Source organism: Clostridium sp. CM042 (assembly GCF_055080995.1).
In genome coordinates, this window is sequence record NZ_CM143646.1 from 2,102,389 (window position 1) to 2,125,712 (window position 23,324).

At 31.7% G+C, this 23,324-nt stretch carries 21 protein-coding genes; 16 read left to right on the forward strand and 5 right to left on the reverse strand.

Features of this window, described 5'->3' with window-relative positions:
* Positions 1 to 127 precede the first annotated feature (127 nt).
* Genes ACWJJ7_RS09920 through ACWJJ7_RS09930 form a run of 3 tightly spaced genes read right to left on the reverse strand, consistent with a single transcriptional unit; the run spans position 128 to position 5,251 of the window.
* Entirely contained in the window at positions 128 to 2,455 is a 2,328-nt protein-coding gene (locus ACWJJ7_RS09920) for a methyl-accepting chemotaxis protein (RefSeq protein ID WP_462961989.1), read from the reverse strand.
* 42 nt (positions 2,456 to 2,497) lie between these two features.
* On the reverse strand, positions 2,498 to 4,603 hold the full coding sequence (locus ACWJJ7_RS09925) for an efflux RND transporter permease subunit (RefSeq protein WP_462961990.1): 2,106 nt from the start codon (positions 4,601 to 4,603) through the stop codon (positions 2,498 to 2,500).
* Positions 4,604 to 4,627: 24 nt separating this feature from the next.
* Positions 4,628 to 5,251 (reverse strand): TetR/AcrR family transcriptional regulator, encoded by a 624-nt coding sequence (locus tag ACWJJ7_RS09930; RefSeq protein WP_462961991.1) that lies wholly within the window; start codon positions 5,249 to 5,251, stop codon positions 4,628 to 4,630.
* Between the two features lie 323 nt (positions 5,252 to 5,574).
* Here ACWJJ7_RS09930 and ACWJJ7_RS09935 point away from each other — a divergent pair, with 323 nt between their 5' ends.
* Positions 5,575 to 6,681, forward strand: coding sequence for an AI-2E family transporter (locus ACWJJ7_RS09935; protein WP_462961992.1), 1,107 nt, complete (start codon positions 5,575 to 5,577; stop codon positions 6,679 to 6,681).
* A 105-nt stretch (positions 6,682 to 6,786) separates the two neighbouring features.
* Here the strand turns inward: ACWJJ7_RS09935 and tsaD are convergent, their stop codons facing one another.
* Complete coding sequence (gene tsaD, locus ACWJJ7_RS09940; protein WP_462961993.1) at positions 6,787 to 7,809, reverse strand: tRNA (adenosine(37)-N6)-threonylcarbamoyltransferase complex transferase subunit TsaD; 1,023 nt, start codon at positions 7,807 to 7,809, stop codon at positions 6,787 to 6,789.
* Between the two features lie 256 nt (positions 7,810 to 8,065).
* Between tsaD and ACWJJ7_RS09945 the strand changes: the two genes are divergently transcribed.
* The 3 genes from ACWJJ7_RS09945 (at position 8,066) to ACWJJ7_RS09955 (ending at position 10,260) form a co-directional block, all read left to right on the forward strand.
* A complete protein-coding gene (locus ACWJJ7_RS09945) occupies positions 8,066 to 8,704 on the forward strand; it encodes a RusA family crossover junction endodeoxyribonuclease (protein ID WP_462961994.1) in 639 nt (212 codons plus the stop codon).
* Between the two features lie 126 nt (positions 8,705 to 8,830).
* A complete protein-coding gene (locus ACWJJ7_RS09950) occupies positions 8,831 to 8,974 on the forward strand; it encodes a hypothetical protein (protein WP_462961995.1) in 144 nt (47 codons plus the stop codon).
* A gap of 257 nt (positions 8,975 to 9,231) precedes the next feature.
* On the forward strand, positions 9,232 to 10,260 hold the full coding sequence (locus ACWJJ7_RS09955; RefSeq protein ID WP_462961996.1) for a branched-chain amino acid aminotransferase: 1,029 nt from the start codon (positions 9,232 to 9,234) through the stop codon (positions 10,258 to 10,260).
* A 56-nt stretch (positions 10,261 to 10,316) separates the two neighbouring features.
* Here the strand turns inward: ACWJJ7_RS09955 and glgP are convergent, their stop codons facing one another.
* Positions 10,317 to 11,936 (reverse strand): alpha-glucan family phosphorylase, encoded by a 1,620-nt coding sequence (glgP, locus tag ACWJJ7_RS09960; RefSeq protein ID WP_462961997.1) that lies wholly within the window; start codon positions 11,934 to 11,936, stop codon positions 10,317 to 10,319.
* Between the two features lie 318 nt (positions 11,937 to 12,254).
* Between glgP and ACWJJ7_RS09965 the strand changes: the two genes are divergently transcribed.
* The 12 genes from ACWJJ7_RS09965 (at position 12,255) to ACWJJ7_RS10020 (ending at position 23,310) form a co-directional block, all read left to right on the forward strand.
* Positions 12,255 to 12,854, forward strand: coding sequence for a DUF4230 domain-containing protein (locus tag ACWJJ7_RS09965; protein WP_462961998.1), 600 nt, complete (start codon positions 12,255 to 12,257; stop codon positions 12,852 to 12,854).
* A gap of 238 nt (positions 12,855 to 13,092) precedes the next feature.
* Positions 13,093 to 13,299, forward strand: coding sequence for a DUF1657 domain-containing protein (locus ACWJJ7_RS09970; RefSeq protein ID WP_462961999.1), 207 nt, complete (start codon positions 13,093 to 13,095; stop codon positions 13,297 to 13,299).
* Positions 13,300 to 13,312: 13 nt separating this feature from the next.
* On the forward strand, positions 13,313 to 14,173 hold the full coding sequence (locus tag ACWJJ7_RS09975; RefSeq protein WP_462962000.1) for a DUF421 domain-containing protein: 861 nt from the start codon (positions 13,313 to 13,315) through the stop codon (positions 14,171 to 14,173).
* Between the two features lie 11 nt (positions 14,174 to 14,184).
* Positions 14,185 to 14,664: a stage V sporulation protein AC gene (gene spoVAC, locus ACWJJ7_RS09980; protein ID WP_462962001.1), complete on the forward strand. Its 480-nt coding sequence runs from the start codon at positions 14,185 to 14,187 to the stop codon at positions 14,662 to 14,664.
* A complete protein-coding gene (gene spoVAD, locus ACWJJ7_RS09985) occupies positions 14,665 to 15,666 on the forward strand; it encodes a stage V sporulation protein AD (RefSeq protein WP_462962002.1) in 1,002 nt (333 codons plus the stop codon).
* Positions 15,667 to 15,687: 21 nt separating this feature from the next.
* On the forward strand, positions 15,688 to 16,041 hold the full coding sequence (spoVAE, locus tag ACWJJ7_RS09990) for a stage V sporulation protein AE (RefSeq protein WP_462962003.1): 354 nt from the start codon (positions 15,688 to 15,690) through the stop codon (positions 16,039 to 16,041).
* Positions 16,042 to 16,066: 25 nt separating this feature from the next.
* Positions 16,067 to 16,267, forward strand: a complete 201-nt coding sequence (locus ACWJJ7_RS09995) for a DUF1657 domain-containing protein (protein ID WP_462962004.1) — start codon at positions 16,067 to 16,069, stop codon at positions 16,265 to 16,267.
* Positions 16,268 to 16,771: 504 nt separating this feature from the next.
* On the forward strand, positions 16,772 to 17,665 hold the full coding sequence (locus ACWJJ7_RS10000) for an ABC transporter permease (protein ID WP_462962005.1): 894 nt from the start codon (positions 16,772 to 16,774) through the stop codon (positions 17,663 to 17,665).
* On the forward strand, positions 17,628 to 18,383 hold the full coding sequence (locus ACWJJ7_RS10005) for an ABC transporter ATP-binding protein (protein WP_462962006.1): 756 nt from the start codon (positions 17,628 to 17,630) through the stop codon (positions 18,381 to 18,383). Before ACWJJ7_RS10000 ends, ACWJJ7_RS10005 begins: the two co-directional genes overlap by 38 nt.
* Positions 18,384 to 18,396: 13 nt before the next feature.
* Positions 18,397 to 19,356: an ABC transporter substrate-binding protein gene (locus ACWJJ7_RS10010; RefSeq protein WP_462962007.1), complete on the forward strand. Its 960-nt coding sequence runs from the start codon at positions 18,397 to 18,399 to the stop codon at positions 19,354 to 19,356.
* 510 nt (positions 19,357 to 19,866) lie between these two features.
* A complete protein-coding gene (locus ACWJJ7_RS10015; RefSeq protein ID WP_462962008.1) occupies positions 19,867 to 20,589 on the forward strand; it encodes a MurR/RpiR family transcriptional regulator in 723 nt (240 codons plus the stop codon).
* 156 nt (positions 20,590 to 20,745) lie between these two features.
* Positions 20,746 to 23,310 (forward strand): glycoside hydrolase family 38 N-terminal domain-containing protein, encoded by a 2,565-nt coding sequence (locus tag ACWJJ7_RS10020; RefSeq protein ID WP_462962009.1) that lies wholly within the window; start codon positions 20,746 to 20,748, stop codon positions 23,308 to 23,310.
* Positions 23,311 to 23,324: the final 14 nt, after the last annotated feature.

Here is a 23,324-nt window from a genome sequence, read left to right on the forward strand (position 1 = left end):
TACCAGTTTAAATTTAAACTAATACCTTTTATTACTTTTAAAATGTTTTTTTCATTTGTTACACATAATTTCCATAAATATGTTTTATGTTTTAAATCGGTATATATCTTCATTTTTAAATTTATTATTATTTTATTACTTGATCATTACTGCCAAACAAGTTCTTTACCCATGTTAAAAAGCCCTTTTTTTCTTCTTTTATTTCTACAACTTTTTTATCTTCTTTAGTTGCCTCGATCTTTACTTTTATCCCATCAGTTTTCATAACGAATTTAACTTTACCATCCATCTTATCGCCTACACCTGAAAATGTACCATAATTATTAGATATTTTTACAAGTTCGTCTTTCACATCAATAATTTCTTGTAAATCTCCCATTTCACTGTCAATTCCGCCACTTATCTTTTGAATACCCTCTTTATCGAATTTTTTCATATTTTCATCTAATTCTTTATTTCCATTTGCTAATTTATCGGCACCTTCTTTTAATTTTCCTGACCCTGCAGAAAGCTCACCCACTGCCGAATTTAGTTTACTGGATCCTTGTGTTAATGGCTTTATCCCCTCATTATTTAATTTTGTTAAACCATCTGCCACGCTTTGAGATCCTACCACTAATTTATTAGTACTTTCCCCCATAACTTTTGTTCCTGCACTTAAGTCTTTAGCTGCAGTATTTAACTTATTTGCTCCGCCTGCGAGTCCCTGACTACCAATTTTAAGCTTTCCTGCAGCTGTCCCTAATTGTTCTGTGCCTTGCGCAAGTCCTCCCGCTCCCTTAGCTAATTCACCAGTCTTATCTGATATTTGTTTTGTAGCCTTAGCTAATTCTTTTGACCCTGCCACTGCATTTTTTTGTCCTTCCTGAAGCTGACCCATACCTGTATCTACCCGTTCTGAACCAGTTTTGATTTTTGATATGCCTTGTTCAAGTTCATTTAATCCTTGTAATAATTCATTGCCGCCATCCTTTAAAGCTACAAGACCCCCTTTTTCATTTTCTAATCCAGCATTTAAATTTCCTGCTATTTCACCTGTACCAGGAATTTTCCCGAGGAAACCAACAAGTCCCTGTAATTTTTCAATTCCTGATATTAAGGAATCCGTAGCTTTTATCTCTGATTCCTTACCTTTTTTTAGTTTATCTATACCTTTTAAGCTTTGCTCTGTTCCATCTATTACTTGCTTTTGACCTTGCTGTAGTGATCCTGTAGAATCCACCATTGTATCTAGTCCCTTACTTAGTGATTCCATTTTAGTCGACACTGTATTAGTCCCTTCAGCTAACTTATTAGCTCCATCTGAAAGCCCTTTAGAACCTGTAACTAATTTGTCTGTTCCATATGCTACCTTACCTGCTCCATCAGCAAATGCTTTTGAATTTGCAGCAAATTCTACTGTACCTGATCCAAATTGCTGTGCTCCACTACCGAGCTTTGCAGTGCCCGCCTCAAATGTTTTTAATCCACTCGCCACCTTCTGAGCACCGCTTTGTGCTGTATTCGTACCGTCACCAATCTTCGCCATACCAGTATTTAATCCTGAAGCTCCAACTTCTAGCTTAGTTACTCCGCCATTAAATAATGTCATATTATCAGCCAAAGCCTTTTGACCAAGGGATAATTTGCCTGTTCCCTCAGCTAGCTTGGTACTAGCATCTTGTATGTCATTAATGCCTTTAGTTAAATCTTCTAAAGATGATGCATTTTTAAACTCTTCCATATCAGGAAGTTCGGGAGTCCCTGTTATCATTATAGGACCCATTTCAAAGTTTTCTGCCTGTGCAGTAATTTCTAAATTTTCTTTTAAGTCTAAAGTATTCTTTTCTAAATCCAAACTTTCCTTCATACCCGGAATAGAAATGAAAGTAACTATTTGATTATTTCCATCATTAACTATTTTACCGCCGCTAATTTTAACATCTTTAAACTTATCTATTGGTAAATCTAGTACAGTTACAGTGCTAAATGGAGTATATATTTTTCTGTTTTTTCCTTTAATATTAACCATATGGTTTTCATTATTCTTATAATCAATTTTTATTTTCACTTCTCCACTTTTGCCTGCCAAATCCTCTGGCTTAATTTCTTTTCCATCAAGCAAGTATTTAACATTTACATCAATAGGAAGTTTTTTATCAGTAGTTCCTTTATAATAAACATCATTACCACTTAGCTTCCAAATTAAACTCTCACCAATACCATTTGGTTTTTCTTCACCCTTTACATTTTTTATATCCTTTAATATAGATTTATCATGAATTTCAATATTTTTTTCGTTAGAGTGAAGCCAATCACTTACTATTTTTTCTTTAACCTCCCCTTGCTGATTTAACGTAACATAAACAGTCTCATCCTTTTGAATTAGTTCAGTAGCATAAGTCATATTTGGAATAACTAATGCACCTATTAACACAATACTTAATAATCTTTTTGACATACATTTATTTTTCACGTTAATACATCTCCCCTATAGTTTAGCTTTCAAAAGTTCTTCTTAATTTTCTGATTCTGCTTTTAGCTCGCTACTTGCTTGTGGTTTAGATTTAAAATTTCTACTCGTAATTATTATTAATTTTTCACTTACTAATAGTATAGATGGAAGAACAAAAAGGATAATTCCCATACTTATTACTGCTCCCCTTGCCATCATTGTGCATAGTGAACTTATCATTTCCATATCAGAAATGATTGCTACCCCTGCAGTAGCTGCGAAAAAGGTTAATGCGCTGGTTACGATAGATTTAGCAGAGCCCTTAACTGCGATTTCCATAGCCTTGCTTTTCTCATATCCATTTCTCATTTCTTCTCTAAATCTTGTTGTCAGTAATATTGCATAGTCAACTGTAGCCCCTAACTGTATAGTTCCAATAACTATAGATGCCACAAATGGAATCACATTTCCCATATAACATGAAATTGCCATATTTATGAATATTGCGAGCTGTATAGCTAAGACCAGAATTACTGGCAAAGATACAGATGTAAATACTAAAAGTATTATAGCGAATATCGCACCAATAGATGCTATGCTAACATGTTTAAAGTCAACATCTGCTATTTCAGTTAAATCCTTAGTAAGAGGTCCTTCTCCTGAAACCATTGATTTCGGATCATATTGTTTTGTGATTTTAATTACTTCATCTATCTGATCATTTTCTTCTTTTGTAGCTGCTTTATATTTAGAATTTGCCATTATTAGTTTATATCCGCCCTCTTGAACAAGAGCTTTAATATCTTCTGGGATAAAGCTTTCTGGAATAAGTGGTCCTAAGTACTTATCTGAAGCAAGTACCTTGTCAATTCCATCTACCTTTTCTAATTTCTTTACCATTTCCTTGACTTTATCAGTTTCAACCTTATCATTTATTACAATAAAGTGTGTTGAAGTCATATTGTAATCTTTCTTTAGTTTATTTGTTGCCACGATAGAATCCAAGTTCTTTGGTAGCGATTCATCTAAGTTGTAATAAACCTTAGTGTGGTTATTTCCATAAATAGCTGGTATAAATGCAAGTAAAAATACTATAGTGATTATTTTATAGTGTTTCGTAGCCAGTTTTGATGTTTTATTGAATTCAGGTAATATTGTTTTGTGACTAAATTTATGAATAGGTTTATCAAATACTAAAATTAATGCAGGCAATACCGTCACTGTAGTTACAACCCCTAGTAAAACACCCTTTGCCATTACTAACCCAATGTCCTTACCTAATGCAAGCTGCATGGTACATAATGCTAAGAAACCTGCTATAGTTGTTAGTGAACTTCCTGATATAGCAACCATGGTATTTGCTATAGCATCTCCCATTGCTCCTATATGATCATTTGGCATAAGTTCTCTTTCCTCGTCGTATCTATGAAGTAAAAATATTGAATAATCCATAGTTACACCAAGTTGAAGTACTGCTGCTAATGCCTTTGTTACATAAGAAATTTGCCCTAATAATATATTTGTTCCCATATTATATAATATGGCATACCCTATCCCTAACAAGAAAATAAATGGAATTATAACCGATTGCATTGTTAAAGACAAAACTACGACTGATAGTATTACTGCAATCATTACATAAAATGGTGTTTCTTTATCCGATAAATCTTTAGTATCCTTTACAATTGCCGATATACCACTTAAATAACACTGTTTATTTGTTACCTTCCTTATACTAGTTATCCCATTTTGAGTGGCTTCTGAAGATGCTGATTCTTTAAATTTAATTATTAACATAGTAGAATTGCCACTATAAAAAGAACTTTTAATTTCATCAGGCAAAATTTCCTTAGGTACAGTGGTATCTAAAATATCATCTACCCAAATAACCTTTTCTACACCTTTAACCTTTGAAACCTTTTCTTTTATTTTTAAAATATCCTTAGCTTCCATATTATCAACAATAAGCATTGAAGTGGCTGCATTTGAGAATGTTTTATCTAAAATATTTTGTCCCTTCATGGAATCAAGTTCTTGTGGTAGATAGGTTAGAAGATCATAATTTATTTTTGTATTTACCATTCCAATTACGGATGGAACCAGTAGTAATGTAGAAATAATTAAAATTATTATCCTGTTTTTAGCTATAAAATGTCCGAACTTTTTCAATTAGGTCACCCCTCTCTTAGAAAATTAATTTTGTAATACCTTCTTAATAGTTTTAAATAACACAGGTTTCATATTATCTATAGTATCAGGTTCCTCTAAAATAATTGAGCTATAGCAAACCGAACCTGTTAGTTCAATAATCATAAATAATATTTTTTCAGCTTCCGTTATACACATCGTTTCGCTCACTATATTATCCATAAATACTTTTGCGATTTCCTTCATTTCGTTGTACTCCAAAGGTTCTGCTATCACCTTTCTATAAATACCCCAAGAAAGATTTTTATATATAAGCCTTAAAAGCTTTTTATCTTCCCTTAAATATTCAATTATATAATCTACAAAGAAGATTACTTTATCATTAAATTCTTCAAACTCCTTATTCATAGATACCTCAATAGCTTCTTTTAAAACTTTTGAACTCTTTCTTAAAACTATCAAGTCAATAATGTGATATTTGTCTTTAAAATAAAGGTAAAAAGTTCCTTTAGCAACTCCTGCTCCTTTTACAATATCATTTATAGCAGTGTCATTAATCCCTTTAGTTGTAAAAAGTTCATAAGCTGAATCGTATAGGTTCTTTTTCTTCTTTAACTTATTCATTTCTGATTTACTTTGTTTTTCTTTAATAGTTTTATCTTTTTTCATAGTGCATTTACCACCTAGTTTTCAATTTTAAATTATGACCGTCGGTCATTTGTTCACTACACTTATTCATTATATACCTTTATGACCATTAGTCAATAATTGCATTGTTAATATTTTGTAAACATCCATGATATTTACAATTAATATTAATTGCTAATCTTAAATACTTGTTAACTGTCCCTTAAAAACAAAAATAGCTACTATAAACCTTATAGTAACCTTAAAGATGTTATAAATATCTTTTAAATTTTATATTTATGATATACTTATATCATCGTATTATTGCTAAAATAATAATTATTAATTAAGGAAGTGAATTGAACTTGTTCAAAGATAAAAAAATCCCTTATTTAAATTTAATCCCTATAATCTTATTATCGCTTATTTTATTTCGAATAGTATACCACATAGAATTAGTTACCAATGCCCTTAGTATTTTTATATCATACATAAGTTCATTTATATGGGCATTCGGTATAGCCTACTTATTAAACCCCATAATGGTCAATATTGAAAAAAAGTTTCATACAAAGCGTAATCTAACTCTACTTATTATGTACATATGTGTTTTAGGCATAATAGTTTTTAGTATCACTATACTAACGCCTAGTATAGGTGAAAGTATTCGCGAATTAACAGTTTCAACTCCCGAATATATATCTAAAACTCGAATTTGGTTTTATGAAAATATTGATAAGGTTCAATTGCTTGATAAATATGGTATAACTAAATATTTAGACGAAACTACCTTAACACTTATGTCTAACTTAAGTAAATATCTAAATACCGGTATCAGCGTTGCTCTGCTAACAGCCGTAGGCTTTACCTCTTCTTTTATGAAATTCTTGCTTGGATTTGTTGTATCTTTGTATCTTTTAAAGGATAAAGAATCCTTAATATTAAATATAAAAAGACTAATTTATGCTATCTTAAAAAAAGAAAACGCAGATGATTTTATAAAATTTAGTAAAGAAGCCAATTATATCTTTTCAGGTTTTGTTATCGGAAAATTTATTGACTCTGTTATTATTGGTATTATATGCTTTGTGGGACTTAGTATACTTAGGATTCCTAATGTTATACTTATGAGCTTAATAGTTGGAATTACAAATATGATTCCTTATTTCGGACCATTAATTGGAATGGTTCCTGCTTTTTTTATTACTCTATTCTTTAGCCCTATAAAAGCTTTTTGGGTGCTTATATTCATTATTATTCTTCAGCAATTTGATGGATTATATTTAGGGCCAAAGATCCTTGGAAAATCTGTTGGTTTAAGCCCTTTACTTATTATCCTTGCCATACTCATAGGTGGTGGAACCTTTGGGGTTCTTGGAATGTTCCTTGCAGTACCCACAATGGCGATTATTTTACTAATAGTTGAAAGATTCATTAACAGGAAGCTTGCGGAAAAGGATATTGAATTATAAGGATATTTTCAAAAAGGAATGCAGATATATTGTAATATATCCGCATTCCTTTTTTATATAAAATTCACTATGTTTGTTCTTTAGTAACCCTATATTTATATTATCCTATCTTTCTCCAAGTTTTAAGTTCGGTATCGCATTTAGCGTTAGCGGCGAAATTCTTCCTTTAATTAATTCAAAGTAAGCTGCACTTCCAATCATAGCTGCGTTATCAGTGCAAAGTATCATTTCTGGAAACAAAACTTTTATATTCTTCTTTTGCCCTTCTTTTATCATTGTCTCTCTAAGGCAAGAATTCGATGCCACACCACCCGCTATTGTTATTTTATCTACACCTTTAATTTTACATGCCTCTAAAGCATTATGAACCAAAACATTAACCACTGCCTTTTGAAAAGATGCGGCCACATCCGGTACATTAATTGTTTCCTTCTTCATATTCATTTTATTCAGGTAATTTAACACCGAAGATTTAACTCCACTAAAAGAAAAGTCTAAAGTAGCTTCATGAAATTTAGCTTTTGGAAATTTTATAGCATCTGCATTGCCTTCTTTTGATATTTTATCTATTTTAGGACCACCAGGATATCCTAGCCCAATTGCCCGAGCTACCTTATCAAAGGCTTCTCCCGCTGCATCATCTCTAGTTTGAGCCATAACCTCAAATTCACCGTGGTCCTTCATATATACAATAAATGTATGTCCACCCGAAACTACCAAACACATAAATGGTGGTTCAAGTTCTTTATATTGAATAAAATTTGCACTTATATGACCTTCTATATGATTAACTCCAATTAACGGTTTATTAGTTGCATATGCGAGTCCCTTAGCATATTGAACTCCTACCAGTAGTGCTCCTACTAGCCCTGGCCCATAAGTTACTCCTATTGCATCTATATCATCTAATGTAACTTTAGCTTCATCCAATGCCTCTTGAACTACAGCACTTATTGCTTCTATATGCTTTCTAGATGCTATCTCAGGAACAACACCTCCAAACTTTTCATGTATATCAATTTGTGATGCAATTATATTTGATAGAATCTCACGACCATTTACGACTACTGCCGCCGCTGTCTCATCGCAACTCGATTCAATTGCAAGTATTTTAATATTCTTTTCCATTGCGTTTACCACCTTTAATATAGTTTATATAATTTTTTCTCTATATTCATAAAAACATTCTAAGAACTTTATGTTCACTGAACCTTGTGTTCAATGAATGTTTACATCTGTTAACAACATAAATTAATTATACTTTATTAACTTTAGCACATCAAGTGTGCATAAATACATTTAAGCTTAGTATCTCTCTTTCTATGATATAATTGTACGTGATTATATTATAGAAAGTTTAATTAATAGATCCTAGGAGGAACATATGAGCAACACCTACGCAAAGGTCATAATAAAAGGCTCACCCATTTCAAAATCTAATTTTAAACTTTTCAACATGAATGGCAGAGCTATTTTACCTTATAATTCTGGGAAGTACCATGATAGATACGCTCTGTATGAGGAAGAAATCGCTTATCAATGCAGAATTCAAAATTCCAATATTTTTTTAACAGAATCTCTTATTGCCGTTCTAAAGGTATATTATAAAAGTATAAAAAGACATCCTGATACAAACAACATAACAAAAAGTATTTTCGACGGTATAGAGAAAAGTGGTCTTATAGTAAATGATGCCCAAGTTACAAGACTTATTATTGAGGAGTTTTATGATAAAGAAAATCCTAGATTTGAATTAGAACTTTTTGGTGAAAGTACATATGCTATGAATTACGCAATAGTTGAAAAAAAAGAAAAACAGCAGTCCATAAATTACGATCCACCCTCAAATAAAAAAAACACCATAGGCGCTAAAGTAAATAAGCCAAAATCTGTGGATCTTAACAGTTCTACCTCAAAACTAATATGTGAAATATGTAGAAAGCCAGTGTCAAAGGATGAATGTATTTCAGCCAATAAGGGTAAAACTACTATATGCAAAAACTGCTTCAAAAAATTATTTTAGTAAAAGTTCAATCCATTCTGCAAGTTAAAATGGTTTGAACTTTTGCTATTTATATATACATATTACAAAAAAATCTGGCTATGCTATTAATATACCCACTGCAAAATATGAAGGGAGATATAACTCATGAACAGAAATAAAAAGACTAAAAACAAAAAGGTAAATGACGCAATAGCTAATATGGAAAACAGCACAAGTTTTCAACCTTTAAATGATATCAATAGCAATAAGAGTAAAGATAAAAATAATATTCCCGAAGGTTCAAATTAATAACTTAATCATCTCAAAATAACATATAAATAATCAATAAAAAGTTGCATTAATGCAACTTTTTATTCGTTTTATAAATATTTTGAATTTAGCTTATTAAAATACTGAAAATGCTATTGCCGTACATATTTTATGTTACAATAATACTCATATTCTATCTTATACGAGTTTTTACAGCATTTAGAATTTATTATTATCTTTCTGCTGTTGTATAAAACATTTTTTAAATCAAAAAATTACAAAATGGGGGGATTAATATGACCGAAAATGTTAACATCGATTGGAGTAAATTAGGTTTTAGTTATAGCAAGACAGACTTACGTTATATTTCAATATGGAAGAATGGCAAATGGGATGATGGAAAACTAGTTGAAGATAACAAGCTTTCTATAAGTGAAGCTTCAACAGCTCTTCATTATGGTCAACAATGTTTTGAAGGCTTAAAAGCTTATCGTACAAAAAAAGGCAGTATCCAACTGTTTAGACCTTACGAAAATGCCAAGCGTTTGATGAACAGTTGTTCACGCGTTCTCATGCCTGAGATTTCCGTTGAAAAATTTGTTGATGCATGTATACAAGTTGTTAAAGCAAACGAAAAATTTGTTCCACCATATGGAACCGGAGCAACACTTTATATTAGGCCTTATGTGATAGGTATTGGTGATAACCTTGGCGTAAGTACAGCTCCTGAATTTTTATTTGGAGTATTCTGTTGCCCTGTAGGCGCTTACTTCAAAGGAGGACTAGCCCCAGTAAACTTTATGACATCTGATGACTATGATAGAGCTGCCCCTTATGGAACCGGAGATGTAAAGGTTGGAGGAAACTATGCTGCAAGCCTTCTTGCATATGAAAAAGCTAAAGAAAAAGGTTTTGCTGACTGTGTCTACCTTGATCCAGCAACTCATACCAACATCGAAGAGGTTGGTTCTGCAAACTTCTTTGGAATTACAAACGATAATATATTTGTAACTCCAAAATCACCATCAATACTTCCCAGCATAACTAAGCACTCATTACTTTACCTCGCAAAGGAATATTTAAAAATGGAAGTACAAGAAAGAGATGTTCCAATAAATACTCTTAGTGAATTTAAAGAAGCAGGTGCTTGTGGAACTGCTGCTGTAATAACGCCTATCGGTGGTATAGAATATAACGGTAACCTTCATGTTTTCCACAGCGAGACAGAAGTGGGCCCAGTTACTACAAAGCTTTATGATACTCTTTACGGAATCCAATTCGGAGAAATAAAATCTCCTGAAGGCTGGATTGTAGAAGTAAAATAATAATTTTCACAACAAAAACAACTTCAAAACCATAGTTTTGAAGTTGTTTTTATATCTTATTTTATATACATCTTGTTATAGTATTCGTCTAACATTCTCTCTACTGAAAATTCATAGCTTGTAGTTTTAATACTTTCTTTCATCATCTCTATCCACTTTTCTCTATTATCATAATAGGTAGTCATAACTCTATTTATTAAAGTATCATAAAGAGCTTCTGTATCATGTTTATCTAATTCTACTTCTGATAAATCATCAAGACCCACTGCATCTCCAAACTGCCATCCATTTACACCGTCCTTGCAAGCTTCCGGCCACCACCCATCTAGAATAGAGCAGTTAAGTACACCATTCATCGCAGCTTTCATTCCCGAAGTTCCGCTAGCTTCTAAAGGTCTTCTTGGATTATTTAACCAAACATCTGAACCTCTAGTTAGCATCCTTCCTATATTCATATCATAATTTTCTAAAAATACTACACTATTTGGATACTTCTTCATCATTCTTACAAGTTTTGCTACTATTTCTTTTCCTATATCATCAAGGGGATGAGCTTTTCCTGAGAATACGATTTGAACTTTTCCACTTTGGAGCAGCGGAGAAATAATTTCTTCATCAGTAAATATCAAATCGCTTCTCTTATACGGTGCAGCTCTTCTTGCAAATCCAATAAGTAACTTATCCGAATCAAGCGTTATTGCCGTTCTTTCTTTAATAAATGCTATTAATTCCTTTTTAACAGTTATATGAGTACTCCATAAGTCCCCATTATCTTCATACGCCTTAGTGATTCGATCATCTACCCAAGTAGGTTTATGAATTCCATTAGTTATACCAATAATAGATGGCCTTCCAGCAACAGTTTTCCACATTTTATTTGCAGTTTCCATGTGAAGATGAGCTACGGCATTAGCCTTTCTCGAAAGTCTAAGTCCTGCTATTGTCATATTAAATGGTTCTCCACCAAATCTAATCATTTGCTGCCTAGTTAATCCATTAAATGCTCCCATGTACTCTAATTTGGAAACATCATGAGATTCATTGCCTTCCACTATTGGAGTGTGAGTTGTAAATACTACTTCTTCACGAGTTTTACTCCAAGACTCCTCAAAGCTATATCCTGATTGCATTTTTTCTTTAATAAGTTCTGTAGCCGCAAGTGCTGCATGCCCTTCATTGAAATGGTATACATCTATAGGAATATCCATTGCTCTTAAAGCTTTTACTCCCCCAATGCCCAATACCATTTCTTGAGCAATTCTTTCTTCTCCAAACCACCCATACAACTGTCCTGTTATCCAATTGTCACCATTTTCCGGTATATCAGTATCTAAAAGGTATATTGGGTTATTCCCAAATTCCTCTAATTTCCAAACCTTACACACTACATCTAAATTTCTGATTTTAACAGTTACTTTTACCCCAGTATCCTCTAAAAAATCATAATTATAATTATGATATGTATCGTATACTTTTCCATTTTCATCTACAAGTTGCTCAGTATATCCTTGTTTCCACTTGAGCCCTATTCCCACTAGTGGTAGATTTAAATCTTTAGCTCCTTTTAAATGGTCACCTGCAAGTATTCCTAGTCCACCTGCATAAGTTTTAAAGTCTGATTGTAGTCCATACTCCATACAAAAATAAGCAACTCTTGGAAGATTGTTAATATCCATTAATTTTCCCTCCTATACTTTTTAACACTAAACAATTATTAAATTTAATTTTTTATTGGTTATTTTTTTGCATTTATTATAACTGTATCTTTTAAATCATTATACATAATTTTTCAGATTAATGCAACCGTTTGCATAGAATTATGGTACATCCAAGTACTTTAATAAGTTTCCCTTTTAATTAAAATTATTAATTCTTTCTATATTTTTAGTATTAAACCTATGCTTAAATACCATATAATACAATAACTGTACTTGTTTTTTACTTATTTTAAATTTTTTTAATCTTTACCATATATTGTAAGGAGTTGTATTAATATGAATTTAAAATCAGCCTGTAACCCCCTAAATCGCAAAAATAAACTTATTTTTTTAATTTTAATAATCGGGGCAATAATGGTTTATTCGATTATAATCAAATTTAACAATGATAACATCACAACTTCTACCGTTATCTCCGAAAGATTGTCCAAAATTTCAGAACTTTCCACATTAATGTACAATTATTCAAACATAATATCTCTAAAAAATAATAAAAAATTGAAGGATTACTCTATTCCATTTACTGAGAAATCCTTTTTGATAAAATACAATGGCTATATTAAAGCCGGAGTAGATTTAAAAGATTTAGATATTCTTGTCACTAATGAGAGCATTACTATAACCTTAAAAAAAGCTAAAATCTTAGATCATGTAATAGATAGTAAAGACTTATTCATTTATGATGAAAAATCCTCAATGTTTAACAAGCTTAGTATGCAAGATATGATAAATGAAATCAGTGTTGAAAAAGTTAAAGTTGAAGCTGCTTTAATAAAGACAGGATTTTTAGACGCAGCTAACGCTAATACCAAATTACTTTTACAAGGTATTCTATCAGATATGGGTTTTAAAAATATAACAATAATTTTCAAATAAAAAATATTATTTCAACATCAATACCCGCCTATTTTATCCAAATTCATTATTTATATGTTATAACGGCTACAAATTTATGTGAAAATCAAAAGGCGTAGTTTGGGATAATTAATAATTCTAAGCATTCTTTATCATTTTTCTGAGTCATTGCACATTTTATTTTAAATTAAATGAATTAAATTTAAGTATATTAGTTAAACTAGGTAAGACAAATTTAAAAAATATAAAGGAGATTCATATGACTGTTGGTTCTAAGGTAAAACAAACATTAGCAGCTTTAAAGGGCTCTGAAGCTACTTTAAGATTATATTCATTGCAGGAACGCGATAAAGAAGCTAGGACTATTTATACTGAGGCATTTGAACAAATAAGTAAAATAAAAATAACTTTAGAAGAAAAAGTAGGCTCTATTGAGTTTGAAGAGCCCCAATACAAAGGTGACTAAGTGAGGTGAAATGATGAATAATTGGTTGATAATATTATTCAACTCAATAATTTTATTTTTTGTAACATTGATTTTAACAAGATTTATGAAAAAAGGAAACTTATCTAAGGTTACTCCTTTTGATTTTATTTCTTATGTAGTTATTGCTCTTATAGTTACTTTAATTTCAGTAGGTATCATTGCTAACATTTACTTTGGACTAACAGCACTAGTTGTTTGGGTATTAATCCCTATTATTTTAGATTATGCCTCAATGAAAAGTAAATGGATTTACAACATAATAAATGGTAAGGAAAGAGTATTAATTAAAAATGGTAAAGTTATGGAAGATAATTTAGCTAAAGAAAGAATGACCGGTCAAGAATTTATGCAAGAAATGCGTTCCCAAAAAGCATTTAATTTAGCCGATGTTGAATTTGCTGTTATGGAAACAACTGGAGATATTAATGTTAGTTTAAAAGCTGATAAAAAACCTGTTACTTCATATGATTTAGGAACAAAAGTTGCATCTAAGACTGAACCACAGACAATTATTTTAGATGGAACTATGTTAAATGAGGGTCTTACTAATATTGGACTTAATAAAAGTTGGCTTAAAACTGAGTTAGAAAACAAAGGAGTAGCACTTGAGAATGTTTTTATTGGCCAAGTAGATTCTTCCGGAGATTTATATCTGGATCTTTTCGATGATTTGATACAAGTACCAAAATCACAGATTAAAGAAATGCTATATGCTAGTATTCAAAAAAGTCAGGCAGACCTTATATCCTTTGCTTTAGAAACAGAAAATGAAGAATCAAAAGCTATGTACTCAAAAAATGCTGAAAATCTAGAAGAAATCTTGGAAAAACTAGAACCATATTTATTACGTTAGAAGGTGAAATAATGTCCAATATGAAAAAGAAAAAACTAACTCCAACTCAACTACAATATGATGAATTAGTAAAAAGTATAGAACCTAAAAGACCTATTGTGAAAAATTGTATTAAAGCATTTCTAGTAGGTGGCATCATATGCACCATTGGTCAATGCTTACAGTTATTCTTTATTACTTACTATAATTTTAATGAAAAAACAGCGGTTGGTCCGACATTAGTCGTTTTAATCTTTGTTGCAGCGTTACTTACTGGGCTTGGAATTTACGACCATCTTGGTCAATGGGCTGGAGCTGGGTCTGCCGTTCCAATTACAGGTTTTGCTAACTCTATAGCTTCTGCTGCAATTGAGCATAGAAGTGAAGGATATGTACTTGGGGTAGCTGGAAATATGTTCAGGCTTGCTGGAGCGATTATTGTTTATGGAGTTTTTTCTGCTTTTGTGGTTGCTACGATAAAATTTACAATAATATGGTTGGGGGCGATGTAGGTGATAAAAGGACATCAATCATGGATTTTCAACTCTAAACCTATAATATTAGGTTCTGCAGCAGTTGGTGGTCCTTTTGAAGGTAATGGTGCTTTAGCTGATGACTTTGATATAATTCATGAAGATTTATGGGTTGGACAGAATAGCTATGAAAAGGCAGAAAAAATTCTTCTTGAACACGCTTGCGCAAGAGCAATAAAAAAATCAAATATAAAAAATGAAGATATTAATTTTTTTATAAGTGGAGACTTGATGAATCAGATTACATCTAGTAGTTTTACTGCACGAACTTTAGGGATACCTTTTTTAGGAATTTTTAGTGCTTGTTCAAGTTCCATGGAAGGCTTAGCTATGGCTGCTCAATTGATAGAAAGTAAGGCAGCTAAATTTGTTATAACATCTGCAAGTAGCCATAATGCTGCTGCAGAAAAACAATATAGATATCCTACAGAGTATGGTGGACAAAAACCACCTACAGCTCAATGGACAGTAACTGGGGCTGGAGCCGCAGTACTTGGCGGAGAAGGAATTGGTCCTAAGATTACTTCTTCTACAATAGGGAGAGTAATTGATATGGGGATTTCAGATCCATTTAACATGGGAGCGGCTATGGCCCCAGCGGCTGTAGATACCATTGAAGCACATTTTAGAGATTTAAATATTGATGCCTCCTATTATGACCTTATTGCTACTGGTGATTTAGGAAAGGTAGGACATGAGCTTGCTATTAGTTTATTAAAAAAACACGGTATAGAAATGCCACCAGATATATTTACAGACTGTGGACTTTTAATATATAAAAAAGATCAACCAGTTTTTTCTGGTGGTAGTGGCTGCGGTTGTTCTGCTACTGTAACTTATGGACATTTTCTTAACCGTATGCGAAAAGGGGAATTAAAGAGAATATTAATTGTTGCAACTGGTGCTTTAATGTCTCCCATATCCTATCAGCAAAAGGAAAGCATACCTTGCATTGCTCATGCAGTTTCTATAGAAATGTAAAAAAGAGGTGTGAGTTTAATTATGAATAAGTTTATTTTTGCATTTGTAATAGGTGGTTTAATTTGTGTTATTGGGCAGCTTATAATGGATATTTTTAAAATTACTCCTGCACATACTACCTGCACATTAGTCGTAATTGGAGCAATTTTAGGAGGACTAGGTTTATATGACCCTTTAGTAAAGCTTGCAGGTGCAGGTGCATTTGTACCTATAAGCAGCTTTGGGAATACTCTTGTAACAGGGGCCCTAATTGATGCGCAGGAAACAGGATTTATAGGCATATTTACTGGTATTTTCAAGGTAGCAGGCTCAGGAATTTGTGCTGCGATAACCTTTGGCTTTATTGCTGCAATAATATTTAAACCTAAAGGCTAAATATACTTGAAGGGAGGTGAACACTATGACTGTAGGAACTCAAATGCAACAAGCAATTGCAGGAATGCAAAGCGCTTCTGCTACAATGAAGACTTTTTCTCTAGAAACAGAGGATCAACAAGCAAAAAATGATTTTACACAAATTGCAGAACAACTTGACTCTGCAATGGATACTCTAAAGGGAAGACAGCAATATATTCAAAAACAAGAACCTCAATATAAGTAGTATTAATTTTTATAATACAATATAAAAAGAATTTCTTGAATTCACAAAAATAATTATTTCACTACTTAGGTATCAAATAGCTGTATAGATGGGGAATAACAAAAGCACTTATTATATAAGTGCTTTTATTTATGTGATTTTGAATTTATAAACTATAGCTTGATTATTTAGAGAAACTGTGGTATTGTAAATATAATATTTTTTTAAGGAGAGATTAGTTATGAAAAACTTATTAAATCAAAAAATACAATTTGTCTTTACTAGCCAATTTAGATAGGATTTGTACCTGGAAATTAAACATAGGTACAGGTCCATTGATGCTTGCATCAAATGATTTGTATCTATGTTGGCTATGATTGTAAGTTTTTCATTAGTTATATGAAAAAAGCCGCATAGATTATCTATGTGGCTTTTTTTGTTTATTATCCTAAGTCACATGGATTTCCATGTGACTTTTTTTTGTATTTTAAATATCTTACCTAAATTTTAGAAGGAGGTTTTTTAATGGAAGTTGTAGTAGGTGTATTAGTACAAGGTTTAATTTTATCAATCATGGTATTGGGGGTGTATATAAGTTATAAAATTTTAGACTTCCCAGATTTATCAGTTGATGGAACTTTTTCCTTGGGAGCAGCAATAATAGCTGTAACCTTAAAAAGTGGAATTTCTCCTATTTTAGGTTCAGTGCTTACGCTAGTTGCAGGCTGTATAGCAGGGTTACTAACAGGAATACTCCATGTTAAATTTAAAATATCAAATTTACTTTCAGGTATCTTAGTAATGGGGATTTTATATTCTGTAAATTTACGAATTATGGGAAAAGCAAACATTCCTATTTTTAGTGATACAAATATATTTTTCGATTTTAACCCTTTAATTGTAGCTTTAATTTTTGTTGTAATATTTAAAATTATCATTGATATGTTTTTAAAAACGGGATTGGGATATTCATTAAAAGGGGTTGGAGATAACCCACAAATGATTAAATCACTTGGAGTAGAAATAGGAAAAATAAAGATATTTGGACTTATGATATCTAATGGACTTGTAGCTTTTTCTGGAGGTATGATGGCCCAATATCAAGGGTTTTCAGATATATCTATGGGTATAGGTACATTAGTTTTAGGTATAGCTTCTATAATAATTGGATCATCTATTATTAGAAATGGAAAGTTTATAAAACAGACAAGTAGTGTGATTATGGGAACTCTAATTTACCAAATCACCATATATTTAGCTATGAATATTGGACTTACACCTATGGATTTAAAAATGGTCACATCTTTTGTAATAATTTTATTTATAACAATTGGGGCTAGAAATAAAAGTGAAACAACCAAAACGGTAAGGGGGCTTTTAGATGTTAAAAATACAAGATTTATCAAAAAGTTTTTATAATTCATATTTAGGCGAAAACGTGTTATTTAAGCACATTAATTTAGATGTTAAACAAGGGGAATTTATAATAATAATTGGTAGTAATGGAACGGGTAAGTCCACATTATTAAATATAATTTCTGGATTAGTTAAAGAAACATCAGGTAATATTTTTCTTGAAGGAAATGATTTGACTAAAATGCCTGAACATAAAAGAACAAAAATTATAAGTAGAGTTTTTCAAAACCCGTCATTAGGAACATGTCCAACCATGACCGTTAGAGAAAACTTATCTCTGGCTTTGAATAAGGGGAAATTAATTAATTTGAAATATTGTCTTAGATATAAAACTAATGAATTGGAAGAGCTTTTAAATGGGGTATCATTAGATTTAAAAAAACTTTTAGATGTGGAGGTAAAGTATTTATCAGGGGGTCAACGGCAAGCGTTATCATTAATAATGGCAGGTTTATCTACTCCTAAGTTATTGCTACTAGATGAACATACTGCAGCATTAGATCCGAAGACATCTAATGAGATAATGGAGTTAACTCAAAAGATTGTAAAAGAAAAAAATATTACTACAATAATGATAACTCATAATTTAAAGGATGCACTTGCGTATGGTACTAGACTAATAATGCTACACAAGGGTGAAGTTCTTTTAGATTTAAACCAAGCTGAGAAGAAAAAATTAACAATAGAAAACATATTGAAAAAATTTGAATATGCAGTATAAAGGAGAGATTATTATGAAAAAAATTGTAGCTATCGCAGTAATAATTACATGTATGTTAACAGGTTGTGCAAAAATAGATAAAAAGGAGAAAGTTATAAATATCGGTATAAGTCAAATAGTAGAATATACTGCACTAGATCAAAGCAGAGAGGGATTTATAAAAGCCTTAGAGGAGAAGGGGTATAAGGATGGAGACAATATAAAGATTGATTATCAAAATGCCCAAGGAGATATAACTACAGCTCAAATTATCGGTAAAAAATTTACAGCTGAAAAGAAAGATTTAATTTATGCAATCGCTACCCCTTCAGCCCAAGGGGCATATAATGCTACAAAAAAAATTCCCATAATAAGTACGGCTGTTACTGATCCTGTACAGGCTGGAATAGTAAGGTCTTTAAATAAGCCAGGAACCAATGTTTCAGGCACTTCAGATTATTTGCCAGTGGAAAAACAATTGGCGTTAATAAAGGAATTGATGCCTAATGCCAAAAGAATAGGAGTTTTATATAATACAAGTGAAGTGAATTCGGAAGTACAAGTAAATGAACTAAAAAAAGTCGCTAAAGGATATGAAGTTATTACTTGCGGAGTAACAAATACTAATGAGGTTAATAGCGCCATAAGTAGCTTGCTGAAAAAAATAGATGTTTTATATGCACCAACTGATCAGTTAATAGTGTCATCCATGCCTATAATAGTAAAAAACACATTGGAGGCAAAAATACCTGTTATAGCATCTGAAAAAGGCTCAGTGGAATCTGGCGCATTAGCTACTGTAGGAATTAATTATTATAAGCTAGGATATGAAGCAGGAAACATGGCAGCGGACGTACTAAAGGGTAAGGACATATCCAATATGCCAGTTAAAATCTCAGAAGAAACAGAAGTGTATATAAATAAAAATACATTAAAATTTTTGAATCTATCTATTCCCAAAAATGAAAATATTAAATATATATCCAATAAATAAAACCAACAAGTAATTGGCGCTTTTAATTTCAAATATATTTGAGTCGTATAATCAAAACCTTACATTCGTAAAAGTAGTACAAGTGGTACAGCATGTTGGGGTATGGCACCCATTCATGTAAAAAAACAGCCACAAGACAGCATTTTCCATTCTTGATGAACTATAAATCAAAATCGGAACTACTATTTTGTGGCTGTTATGAAGTAAAATTAGAAAGATACGAAACAACTTCTTAGTTTGTAATTTCCATTTATAAGTTTTGAACTTGTGTCAGATTAATCCAATATTCTCTTAAAATTGCATAATGAACAATGTCATAAAAAGTACCTTATACATGTGCGATGTTTGAGTATAGTATGATATACTTTTATTGGGGTTCCTTTTGGTATAACATGTGAGCAGGCTTTTGAAAATGGATTAGTTGAAAATAATGAAATAAGTGATGAGAATCTTCCATTTTAACAAGAAAGAGCACGAACCAGGTGGGTGGAAGATTAGAGGAGGAGAGCTTTGCAGTATAGAGTGATTCATAAATTGAAAGAGCGTAGGTTTATTAATAAAATTTCTAAAAGTGAAGAGGCAGTATTTGACTATTTAGAAAAACATTTTAATTCTATCCCTCGGTTGTCAGTTATAGAACTAAGTGAGAAAAGTTTTACATCGCAAGCGACCATTAATCGTGCATGCAAAACTTTAGGGTTTAATGGTTATAGTGAACTGAAGTATGCAATTAAAGAAGATTTATCATTTATCGGAACTCACAGTCAAGAGCGTATTAATAAAACAGAATTTTTTCTAGAAAAAATAAATTTCGAAAGTGCAAAAGATATTATTAAATATTTCAAAGGGAGTTATGTGAAATTATTGATTTATGGTCTTGGAGGATCAGAAATCTCAGCTAAATATTTTCAAAGACAGCTATTATACCTCGGAATTCCTACAGTATTGGTTAGCGAAATAAAAATGCTTGATCAATTTAAGGATTATGTAATTGTTATTTTTTCAAGCTCTGGGGAAACTCTTAGGATAAATCAAATAGCAAGGAAAGCTAAGAGTTACAATATGCAGCTGGTATCAATTACTAAAAAAGATAGTAGCCTTGCTCAAATTAGTGATGGTGTTTTTTACCATGAAGTTAATATGGATAAACTAGATGGTATTTCTAGGGAACAACAAATTCATATGATTATTATGGTAAATGAGCTTATTGATCAAATAGCCAAGGTATTATAAAAAAATAAATTGTAGTCTTTTCACATAGTAGAACCGCTACTATGTTTTTTTTTGCACGATTTTATGTATAATTATCCGTAAACTTGGAGATAACAAGGTAATAAAACCTCGTATAATGAAAATGTAAAGAGTTACAACGCAGTTAGGAGGGTCACAATGAAAAGAGATATAAAGATACTTATGCATACGCATTGGGATCGTGAATGGTATTTTACAAAAGATGAAACACAGGTGCTACTCAGAAACCATTTCCAGGAAGTAATTCAGTTTTTAGAGGAACATGAAGATATTATATATATATTAGACGGTCAAAGTGTCATGATAGATGATTTTTTGGAGGTGGCACCAGAATGGGAAGATCGGTTGAGGGCGGTAGTACAGTCAAAACAGCTTCGCACTGGACCATGGTACACCCAAACAGATTTACTTATTGTCCATGGAGAATCAATAATTCGTAATTTATATTATGGGATTAAAACCGCACTTAAATATGGAGACGTGATGAAAGTTGGGTATGCGCCAGACACTTTTGGGCATTCCAGTCAGATGCCACAAATTTACAAACAGTTTGGTATTGAAAGTACAGTCTTTTGGCGAGGGTTTAGTGAATTAATGGCCCCAAAATCAGACTTTATTTGGGAAGGAATTGATGGAAGTAGAATTTATGGAATTAATCTTGCCACTGGTTATCAAGGAGCCAAATATTTAGAGTCTGATTATGATGCTTTGAAGCAGCGTACGGGGAAAATTCTAGGGGTACTAGATAACTACAGTGCAGGTAATGCCAGGCTTGTTATGAATGGTCACGATCAGATGCCTATCCAAAAAGATATACATCTTATTATAAAACACTTAAAAAAAATGTATTCCGACGATAATATAAGCGTTAGTGATTTTGAGAGTTACGTGGATTCTTTAAGGGATTGTAATCTTGAAGTTGTAGAAGGAGAGCTTATCCACAGCAAGCATGCACGAATTCATCGAACCATCAATTCTACAAGGATGGATATTAAGCTACTTAATACTGAAATTGAATATAAAATGTACAATATTTTAGAACCTTTAGCAGTTTTAGCATCGCATTTAAAATTAGACTACCCTCATGCACTGTTCGCTAAATGTTATAAACAGATGTTTGGTGCTCATGCTCATGATAGTATAGGCGGTTGTAATTCAGATTATGTAAATCAAGATATTAAGAAAAGATTACTAAATGTGAAAGAGGCCGTGGATACACAAATTGAGTTGTATATGAGGTTAATCTCTTTAGGAAATAAGAATCAAGATGAAAAAACCATTACAATTTACAACTTTTTACCGCATTTAAGAAAAGATCAATTTGTAGAAATTGAATTGATTACGCGTTCAAGTAATTTCGAGATCCTAGATGAAGCAAGTAATCATATTGAATATGTGTTATTAGAACAAGAATTGGTTGATGCTGGACTTATTGATCGTCAAGTGGCTGCTCGCTTATTGGATATAAAAGTCTATAAAAATAAAGTAAAAGTAAAAATAGATGCAATAGATGGGCTTAGTATTCGCTATTTAAGTTATAAAGACCTTGAGGGGAATAAGCAGATAAATATAAACAATGATGAATCCATTGAAAATGAATTTTATAAACTGCTAGTTCAGGAAAATACAATATCATTGAAAAATAAATCTACCGGTCAAGTTGTACAAAATGTAATTTCCATTGAGAATAGTGGGGATGCAGGTGATAGTTATGATTATTCGCCGCCACACAAAGATATACTTATAAATCATCAAAATGTTAATATTACAAATATTACTACCATTAAAGGTAGTAATTTAGAAGTACTCAAATATAAGCTTAATTATATTGTACCAAATGACCTTAAGGAAAGAGCAGAAGGCACGCTTACCACAGAGGTATGTTTTGAAGTTAACATAACCTTATATAAAGGAGATGCAAAAGGTTATGTGCAAATAAGGCATACCAATATGGCCATGGATGCCAGGTATCGATTGGTATTTAATACAGAGATTGTTTCCGATACAGTCCAGGTAGATTCTCATTTATCTGTTGTTAAAAAGCCTGTGTATAACCATAAAGAACTTTCAGTTTGGAAAGAGGAAAAATGGGTGGAAAAACCTGTTTCTATTGAAACTTTTCAATCCTATATTTCTTTAGAAAATGAAGATAAGCAAGGAACTATTTTTGCCTGTGGATTAAAAGAATATGAGGTTTACGATAAAAACATTTATATTACACTATTTAGATGCTTTTCCCACCTTGGAAAACGTGAACTTATAAATCGGCCAGGAAGACCTTCAGGCATTGAAATTGAAACACCAGATAATCAACTTCAAAATCAAAAATTTACATTTAACTTAGCATTTACTTTCCATAAGCCAAAGGTTAATAAAGCTTTTGAAGGAAAAGAATTTTTAACTCCTATTATGGGGTATCAATTAAAGGAATTTAATCGTTTTAATGTTAATGTACCTAGATTTACAACCAATATTAATACAAGTTTAAATTTGGATTTAAATGGATGTGTTGTATCTGCACTAAAGCTTACAGAACAAACAAATGATCTTTTTATACGGATGTTTAACCCTAAGGATGAGAATGTTTCACTTGTTTTCACAGAAGAAACTTACTTAGCAACTCCAACAGAAAACAAATTAGAGAAGATAACAACCTACACTATTAAACCACAAGAAATTTTAAACATTATAATTAAAAAATAGAATTCTTTTAGTTA

What these genes read in the sequence shown, in the direction of transcription:
- ACWJJ7_RS09930 (WP_462961991.1), bottom strand. Translation starts at nt 5,251, where the DNA reads ATGAAAAAAGATAAAACTATTAAAGAAAAACAAAGTAAATCAGAAATG.
- tsaD (WP_462961993.1), bottom strand. Translation starts at nt 7,809, where the DNA reads ATGGAAAAGAATATTAAAATACTTGCAATTGAATCGAGTTGCGATGAG.
- ACWJJ7_RS09945 (WP_462961994.1), top strand. Translation starts at nt 8,066, where the DNA reads ATGAGCAACACCTACGCAAAGGTCATAATAAAAGGCTCACCCATTTCA.
- ACWJJ7_RS09950 (WP_462961995.1), top strand. Translation starts at nt 8,831, where the DNA reads ATGAACAGAAATAAAAAGACTAAAAACAAAAAGGTAAATGACGCAATA.
- ACWJJ7_RS09955 (WP_462961996.1), top strand. Translation starts at nt 9,232, where the DNA reads ATGACCGAAAATGTTAACATCGATTGGAGTAAATTAGGTTTTAGTTAT.
- glgP (WP_462961997.1), bottom strand. Translation starts at nt 11,936, where the DNA reads ATGGATATTAACAATCTTCCAAGAGTTGCTTATTTTTGTATGGAGTAT.
- ACWJJ7_RS09965 (WP_462961998.1), top strand. Translation starts at nt 12,255, where the DNA reads ATGAATTTAAAATCAGCCTGTAACCCCCTAAATCGCAAAAATAAACTT.
- ACWJJ7_RS09970 (WP_462961999.1), top strand. Translation starts at nt 13,093, where the DNA reads ATGACTGTTGGTTCTAAGGTAAAACAAACATTAGCAGCTTTAAAGGGC.
- ACWJJ7_RS09975 (WP_462962000.1), top strand. Translation starts at nt 13,313, where the DNA reads ATGAATAATTGGTTGATAATATTATTCAACTCAATAATTTTATTTTTT.
- spoVAC (WP_462962001.1), top strand. Translation starts at nt 14,185, where the DNA reads ATGTCCAATATGAAAAAGAAAAAACTAACTCCAACTCAACTACAATAT.
- spoVAE (WP_462962003.1), top strand. Translation starts at nt 15,688, where the DNA reads ATGAATAAGTTTATTTTTGCATTTGTAATAGGTGGTTTAATTTGTGTT.
- ACWJJ7_RS09995 (WP_462962004.1), top strand. Translation starts at nt 16,067, where the DNA reads ATGACTGTAGGAACTCAAATGCAACAAGCAATTGCAGGAATGCAAAGC.
- ACWJJ7_RS10000 (WP_462962005.1), top strand. Translation starts at nt 16,772, where the DNA reads ATGGAAGTTGTAGTAGGTGTATTAGTACAAGGTTTAATTTTATCAATC.
- ACWJJ7_RS10005 (WP_462962006.1), top strand. Translation starts at nt 17,628, where the DNA reads ATGTTAAAAATACAAGATTTATCAAAAAGTTTTTATAATTCATATTTA.
- ACWJJ7_RS10010 (WP_462962007.1), top strand. Translation starts at nt 18,397, where the DNA reads ATGAAAAAAATTGTAGCTATCGCAGTAATAATTACATGTATGTTAACA.
- ACWJJ7_RS10020 (WP_462962009.1), top strand. Translation starts at nt 20,746, where the DNA reads ATGAAAAGAGATATAAAGATACTTATGCATACGCATTGGGATCGTGAA.